This window comes from Roseburia sp. 1XD42-69 (genome assembly GCF_003612565.1).
In the GTDB taxonomy this organism is placed as follows: Bacteria; Bacillota; Clostridia; order Lachnospirales; family Lachnospiraceae; genus Roseburia_B.
The window spans coordinates 1-6762 of sequence record NZ_RAZG01000114.1 but is presented as its reverse complement, the minus strand read 5'-3'; the positions used below and the strand labels follow the sequence as shown (position 1 = coordinate 6762).

Here is a 6762-nt window from a genome sequence, read left to right as displayed (position 1 = left end):
TCTCCTTTGCTCTTTCACTTGATAGTATAGGTTGTTCAACTTTTTCTGTCCACACTTATATACTAACACCACGGTGTCCAGAAGCGGGGTCACAGCACACTTCCCCAGCCGGGGTATTCCTTTTCAGACGGTCATTTAGTTTTCAAGAGGATTGTCCATCGATGAACTATCTCAAGTGTATACTTTTTTGATTGCCTGTGCCGTATATCCAAGAGGTAGGAAATCAGCCCGGAAAACTCGCTATTTCCACGCTCTCGGAATTGTGGTATAATGGGAAAATACAGAACAGTAAATTGAAAGTTGACGCCGATGAAAATAAATGAAAAGAGAGAACATCTATGCTCAATGCAGGAAGCAGGATAGTAAATAATTGGATATATCCTATTGACAACGGCTATGTACTGATTGATACAGGGTATGAAAGAGGATTTGCACATTTCAAAAAGCAACTGGCAAAGATGCAAATAGCCCCTCAACAGATACGATATATTTTTCTGACACACGCTCACGATGACCATGCAGGCTATTTGAATGAAATACTCTCGGAATGCTCTGACATTCAAATCGTTATGAGTGACAAGGCGTTAGAAAGATTATATAAAGGGCAAAACTCTTTTCATGGCGGTTGCACAACCAAGATTGCCTTGCTCTTTTGTTTCTTAATGAAATTTGTTGGCAAGGGCAAGCATTTGTTTCCTCCAATAACGCAAGAATATTCATGTAGATGTATTCAAGTGACCGAACAAAACCGTAAGCAAGTGGAACTTTTATTGCAAGGAAAAATCATTGATACTCCCGGTCACACCGCCGATTCCATATCTCTTTTAACTAATGACGGTTCTCTATTCTGCGGCGACGCTGCTATGAACGGATTGCCAAGTTTACACAGAATAACTATTTGGGCGGAGGATAAAACGGATTTCCTAAAATCTTGGGAAACAATCATCGCACTTAGACCAAATCTAATATATCCGGGACATGGCAAGCCGTTTGGATATGACGACCTTAAAATAAATCTAAAGCGGGCAAAAAATATGGAATTATTACCGATTCACTAACTCCCGATTGTGATTTGATGATTTTTAAGGGAAGCATTAGCTGTTATATTTTATTATTAAAATCTCCGCTAACCCTTGAAAACACTAAGTTTATCGCAGGTGAACTTTCTCTTAAAGTTTCCCTTGTGTTATATCTTCCCACAGGACATTATGTACCCTAATAAGGGAAAAAATGAGGGAAACAAAATCACATAAAACATTATAACACAAAATGAACAGGTATGGTGAACTGATTGAAATGCTTTCTATATTTTTAAAGAAAGAGGACAGATAAAAATGAATATTATTTATGCAACATACAAACCAATGCTAACAGTATTGACATATATACTTATGCTGGCTACTTTTTGAGGATAGACTGCGGAAAAGCGGAAGAAGGATTGAAAACAACACCATGCTCTGAATGTGCTTTAAATGCTTTAGCAATAGATAAACCACTTGAATATGCAAGGTTATATCTTGATGGCTGTATGCAGATATGGGTAGATGCGGAAGATTCATTAGAACTATGATAATACGTTTCCTTGATAACGCAAGGTTAGTTAATCAAAAAGTTCTTCTTTATCTGAAATATTTGATTATAGGAATGATAGACGAACTCTTGACAGCCGTTATTTTTTGTGGTATAAATTAAAATTGAACACAAAAGCTATGATAAGAAATAGTAAGCATCTCGGATTTTCAGAGAGAAGGCGGTCGGTGCGAGCCTTTATTGAAAAGATGCCCAACCCATCTTTGAGCTGTAAGCTGAAATAACAGTAAGCCTTGCCGGGTTCTCCCGTTACAGAGATATGGCATCAGATTTTCTCTTGTGCCAGAGAGTGCGGATTGTTCCGAATTTAGGTGGTACCACGGACTTGTTTATAGTTCGCCCTAAGCTGATGTAATGTCGGCTTAGGGCTTTTTGTGTTCAAAAACAAAATACGGAGGTATCCTTTATGAAACTGGCGAAACTTGTTGGAGATCGTTTTCGGGAAAGACCATCAGACTGTAACATTGACAGTCATGCTCTGATGGTGCGCGGCGGCTATATGAAGTATGTAGCAAACGGTATTTTTTCATCTTATATGCCGCTGAAAAGAATTACACGGAAGATAGAGCAGGTTATCCGTGAAGAAATGGATGCTATTGACGGGCAGGAAGTTCAGTTTCCTGTCGTTATGCCGGCTTCTATCTGGCAGGAATCTGGTAGATACGAGAGCATTGGTAAAGAAATGGCTCGCTTCCATGACCGCAGTGGAAGTCCTCTTGTGCTTGGTATGACCCATGAAGAAGCAGCCGTTCATCTTGTGCGTGATTACGGACAGAGCTATATGAAATATCCTTTTATGATATATCAGATACAGACTAAGTTCCGCGATGAAGCAAGACCGAGAGCGGGACTGATTCGTGTTCGTGAATTTACAATGAAAGATGCCTACTCTTTCCATACCAGTCAGGCAGATTTAGAAGATTATTACGACAAGTGCCATAAGGCTTATGAGCGCATCTATGCAAAAGTAGGACTGCCGGAGGTTATTTCGGTCGCTTCCGATTCCGGTATGATGGGCGGTAATATTTCCCATGAATTTATGCTACTCACTCCTATTGGGGAAGATTCTATCGCTATCTGTACAGAATGTGATTACCGCGCGAATATGGAGGCGGCAGAGTGTATTATCCATAGCGAAAGAAGTGATGCCTCACAGGAACTTGTTTTGGTACACACTCCGAGCATTTATACCATTGAGGATGTTTGTGAGTTCCTGCATTGTGATGAAAAGACTTCCTGCAAGGCGGTTGTTTATCAGCGTAATTTGGATGACCATTATATTGTACTGTTTATCCGTGGAGATCTTGAGGTGAATGAAACCAAACTCACAAATTATTTGGGTTGTGACATCCATCCGGCAATTATCACCGAAGAAAGCGGACTTAACGCCGGATATATCGGACCTGTTAATCTAAGCGGCAATTTCACTGTTCTGTATGACCGTTCCCTTAAGGGAATGAACAATCTTTCCTGTGGTGCAAATGTTTACGAGTATCACTATACCGGACTGGATATGAAACGTGATATAGAGGGTGCAGAGTACCATGATTTTGCTAAAATACAGGAAGGCGGTATTTGTCCGCATTGTGGTAAACCTGCGATTACAGTATCCCGCGGCATTGAGGTGGGCAATATTTTCCAGCTCGGAACCAAGTACACCAAATCCATGAATATGACCTATATTGACACTAATGAAGAAGCGCAGTATCCGGTTATGGGATGTTATGGTATCGGTGTTGGCAGACTTGCCGCTTCCATCTGTGAGGCTCATCATGATGATTACGGTCCCATATGGCCTTTGACGGTTGCACCGTGGCAGGTACACCTTTGTGCTCTTCGTGCTGATGATGCTGAGGTTCAGGATTATGCCGACAAGTTGTATGAAGAACTGAAAAATAAAGGTGTGGAAGTCATTTATGATGACCGCAGGGTTAGTGCTGGTGTAATGTTCTCGGATGCTGACCTCATTGGTGTACCATTCAGAGTAATTGTCAGTCCCCGAAATATAAAGCAAAAAGTCATTGAAATTGTTTCGAGAGATAAGAGTTTATCTATAAATGTTTCTATGACTTCGGCAGTAGAAGAAATAATGAAAATTTTGTCAGCGGCAAAATAATTCTATTTATTTAGAAAGTAATTTCAAACGCCAACGTTTGTGACGCCACACATGATACAGTGACAAATTAGTTGGGATTGCAGGACAGAATAAGGCTTACATCTAAAGTAAAAGTATTTGAATAATTGTATATGCAAAAGGACATTTTCAAAAACGAAAGTGTCCTTTTGTGCATTACAAGATTTTGTCCATGTCCGTTGCTTTATATTTGTTAAATTTAGTACATATGATTCTTGCCTATTTTTATATCCATAAACTGTACCTGCTTTTCGACAGCCTCCACATTCTGCGCTAACTGTTCTATTGTGCCAGTACGGTTTTCCGGCTTGATTTCCGGCTGTATCAGTTCCTTTGGGTATTCCTGCCTTGTATGGATATCCATATAGGATTTCAGCCGGTAGTAATAGCCTTCATTCCTGTTATCTTCAAACACAGGGGAAACTTCACCTTTTGAGGTCTGCCACCGCATAAGGCGTGGGAACCAGCATAACCCGTCTTTTATGATCTCCTTAAATGAATTCAGCAGTTCTCCAAGTGCGGTCAGCAAGCCACGAAAACTGTTTCCTGCCTCTATATCCGCCCCTCGTTCCACATGGTTCGCAAATTCCTCAATCAGCGGCGCAAAAGGAAGATATGACTGTATAAACTGTTTTATCTGCCGGAGTGCTTTTAGGAAGATATTGGAACTTTCAATCTCCCCGTCCAATTCGTCCAATTTCTTCTGCGAGGTGGACTTTTTATGGTTCAGGACGAGAATGTCAGCCTCCAATCCTATTTTATCCGTTGATAGCTTTTCAATCTTTTCTTCCTCTTTTGCAACTTTGTATTCCGCAACCGTCAGGTCATGGTTTTTTCCCTTTTTCTTTTCCCGTACTTCCTGCTGGAATATGGCTTTCATGTAGTAGTTGGCATCCGCCCGCATTTTATCCTGCAAAACTTCCGACAGGACTTGGGGCGTGAATACGGATCGTTTTGACACTTTTGTTGACAATCCACGCTTAAATCCCCTCCCTACCGGAACACCTACAACGTGCATGTGCGGGCTTGCCTCATCAAAGTGGATCACCGCATTGGCAATCTTAAAATCCGGCAGATATTCCTGCAGTTTTAAAAGGAGCTGCTTATAGACCTGCTTCATAAATATCCTGTCATCGCTATTCTGTTCCCAAAATTTCTTATCGCCGCATTGTATGATGACTTCCACTGCCATGTCCTGTTCCGTTTTGGATACATGTTCAAACTGAACCACTACCGGCTAAAGCCGGTAGGTTCGGTGGGCTGCTAAAGCAGCCTAAAGGGAGCGCATTTCAACTCTTGTTTTTACTACTACCTTTCTCCAATTTCAAAGTTGTCAGAGTTACTTCGCTCCTGTAGATCCTGGTTCTTGATATACTCTTTGATTATTTCATCTGTCACGTTTCCGCTGCTGGCCACAAAATATCCCCTTGCCCATAGATGCTGGCCCCAAAACTGTTTATTCAGTTCTTTGTATTCCATTTGCAGTTTTCTTGATGTATTTCCCTTTATATACTGTACCAGCTTACTCGCAGACAGATGCGGCGGCACCGACACCAACAAATGTATATGGTCACTCCCAACATGCCCTGCCAAAATCTCTACTTCATTGCTTTGGCAGATGATACGGATGAGTTCCCTCGTCCGCAGAGCAATCTGTCCTGTTATCACAGGTTTCCTGTACTTTGTTATCCACACCAGATGGTATTTGATATCATATGTGCAATGGGCCGATTTCCTATAATTTTCCATATTCATCACCTCAAGTTTAGTATTTCTGTTTTTCTTCATCCTAAACTTGGGGGATGGGGTTGACCTAAAGGTTTCGCCTTAAGGCGAGGGTTTTAACCCCATTATACAGACAATAATCGTCAATCCGTCTTTCCGGTCTTGTCTGCTTTGTATTGTATTCTTGCAGGGCGGCGTCAAACTCTTTGCGGTAAACATTTTTCACATCCTGCATGAGGTTCGTTGTCCCATAAAGAAGTGTGATGTTATCCCTGCTGTAATCCTGCGAACGGTACTTCCTCAGATTGTGTTTTGCAACCCCTGCAAGTTTTGCCTTGCTGTTGATTGCGCTTTTCTTGTTGCTGATGTGGTTGCTGAAAGAGATTTCTCCCATGTCCTTCCTCCTTGATTCCATATTGGAGCAGTGCGGTTATCATCTTGGCTCCGCCATAGATGATAACCCCCTAGCAGTATTGGCAAGCCAATACTGCGGGGGCTCTCCGAGGGTATCCAGTGAAATGTATCTCCTGCATACTGGAAACAATTTTCCGGCTGTTTTATACTTTTTTATCAGCGGTCTTATTATTTCTGCCCGTCTTTGTTATCCTTATCTGTCCCTGATATACTGATTATGCTGGTTTTCATTTCTGCTGTTTCCGGCGGTCAACTGACTTTGTTCAAAGTGATTGCACTTTTTAAGTTCATTTTTGATGGAACATATATCACACAGTTTTTCAGTGAACTTACTTTTTGAGTTCATTTTTCAAAAGTGAATGTATTTTTTAAGTTCTCTTTTCAAAAATGATTGCATTTTTTAAGTTCACTGCACCATGTGCCTGCCCTTTATACAGCCGATTTTCTTGTGACTGCTTTGACGTTGTCCCCGATCCTCAGATCCCTTCCCTCATTGGCATCCATAAACATTTCCAGAGTATCCTTTTTGATAAGTACCTTTCTCCCCACCTTCAATACGGGAAGTTTATTCTGCTTCACCAGTTCCCTCCATGTGTTCCGACCGATGCCCGTACATTCTGCTACCTCCTCAATCGAAAGGGCGATTTTCATTTCTGTCATTCATTCTCCTCCTCTTAAATTGCAATATGCAATTTTTATAGTATGCTTACCAATGTTAACAACTTAGTAGTGGTATGACATTACAACAGGATTAAGCCATTGAACCAACAATAATAGATGATAGGAATGATAAAAATACACTAAAAAAGGGCGGACTTCCCCCTTGGTGCTATCAGCTGTTTTTTCATATAGTGGTTATATTGTAGAATGTAAAGAAGTTGGCATCACCACCTTTCTTA

Annotated in this window: 6 protein-coding genes, 1 pseudogene and 1 other annotated feature; of the genes and pseudogenes, 3 read left to right on the top strand and 4 right to left on the bottom strand. The window is 41.1% G+C overall.

All coding sequences use genetic code 11. The features are described 5' to 3' along the window. Positions 1 to 338: 338 nt before the first annotated feature. From D7Y06_RS23290 to D7Y06_RS23280, 3 genes and pseudogenes are all read left to right on the top strand, one after another. Positions 339 to 1058, top strand: a complete 720-nt coding sequence (locus tag D7Y06_RS23290) for an MBL fold metallo-hydrolase (RefSeq protein WP_016304739.1) — start codon at positions 339 to 341, stop codon at positions 1056 to 1058. Between the two features lie 276 nt (positions 1059 to 1334). After that, positions 1335 to 1570: pseudogene (locus D7Y06_RS23285) on the top strand (DUF6061 family protein). A gap of 130 nt (positions 1571 to 1700) precedes the next feature. Further along, positions 1701 to 1937: a binding site (T-box leader), on the top strand. A gap of 59 nt (positions 1938 to 1996) precedes the next feature. Next, entirely contained in the window at positions 1997 to 3706 is a 1710-nt protein-coding gene (locus tag D7Y06_RS23280) for a proline--tRNA ligase (protein ID WP_120409919.1), read from the top strand. 217 nt (positions 3707 to 3923) lie between these two features. On the opposite strand, the gene D7Y06_RS23275 is transcribed toward D7Y06_RS23280, so the two are convergent. The 4 genes from D7Y06_RS23275 to D7Y06_RS23255 all read right to left on the bottom strand — a co-directional run bounded on the left by D7Y06_RS23275 (position 3924) and on the right by D7Y06_RS23255 (position 6523). Next, positions 3924 to 4955, bottom strand: coding sequence for a plasmid recombination protein (locus D7Y06_RS23275; protein ID WP_243119478.1), 1032 nt, complete (start codon positions 4953 to 4955; stop codon positions 3924 to 3926). A 77-nt stretch (positions 4956 to 5032) separates the two neighbouring features. Continuing rightward, positions 5033 to 5473 carry an IS200/IS605 family transposase gene (tnpA, locus tag D7Y06_RS23270; protein ID WP_120409921.1) on the bottom strand — a complete coding sequence of 147 codons (441 nt, stop codon included), beginning with the start codon at positions 5471 to 5473 and terminating at the stop codon, positions 5033 to 5035. Positions 5474 to 5537: 64 nt separating this feature from the next. Further along, the gene (locus D7Y06_RS23265) at positions 5538 to 5843 is read right to left on the bottom strand and encodes a hypothetical protein (protein WP_243119477.1); all 306 of its coding nucleotides are present in this window, start codon (positions 5841 to 5843) and stop codon (positions 5538 to 5540) included. A 449-nt stretch (positions 5844 to 6292) separates the two neighbouring features. After that, positions 6293 to 6523 carry a helix-turn-helix domain-containing protein gene (locus D7Y06_RS23255; RefSeq protein WP_120409917.1) on the bottom strand — a complete coding sequence of 77 codons (231 nt, stop codon included), beginning with the start codon at positions 6521 to 6523 and terminating at the stop codon, positions 6293 to 6295. Positions 6524 to 6762: the final 239 nt, after the last annotated feature.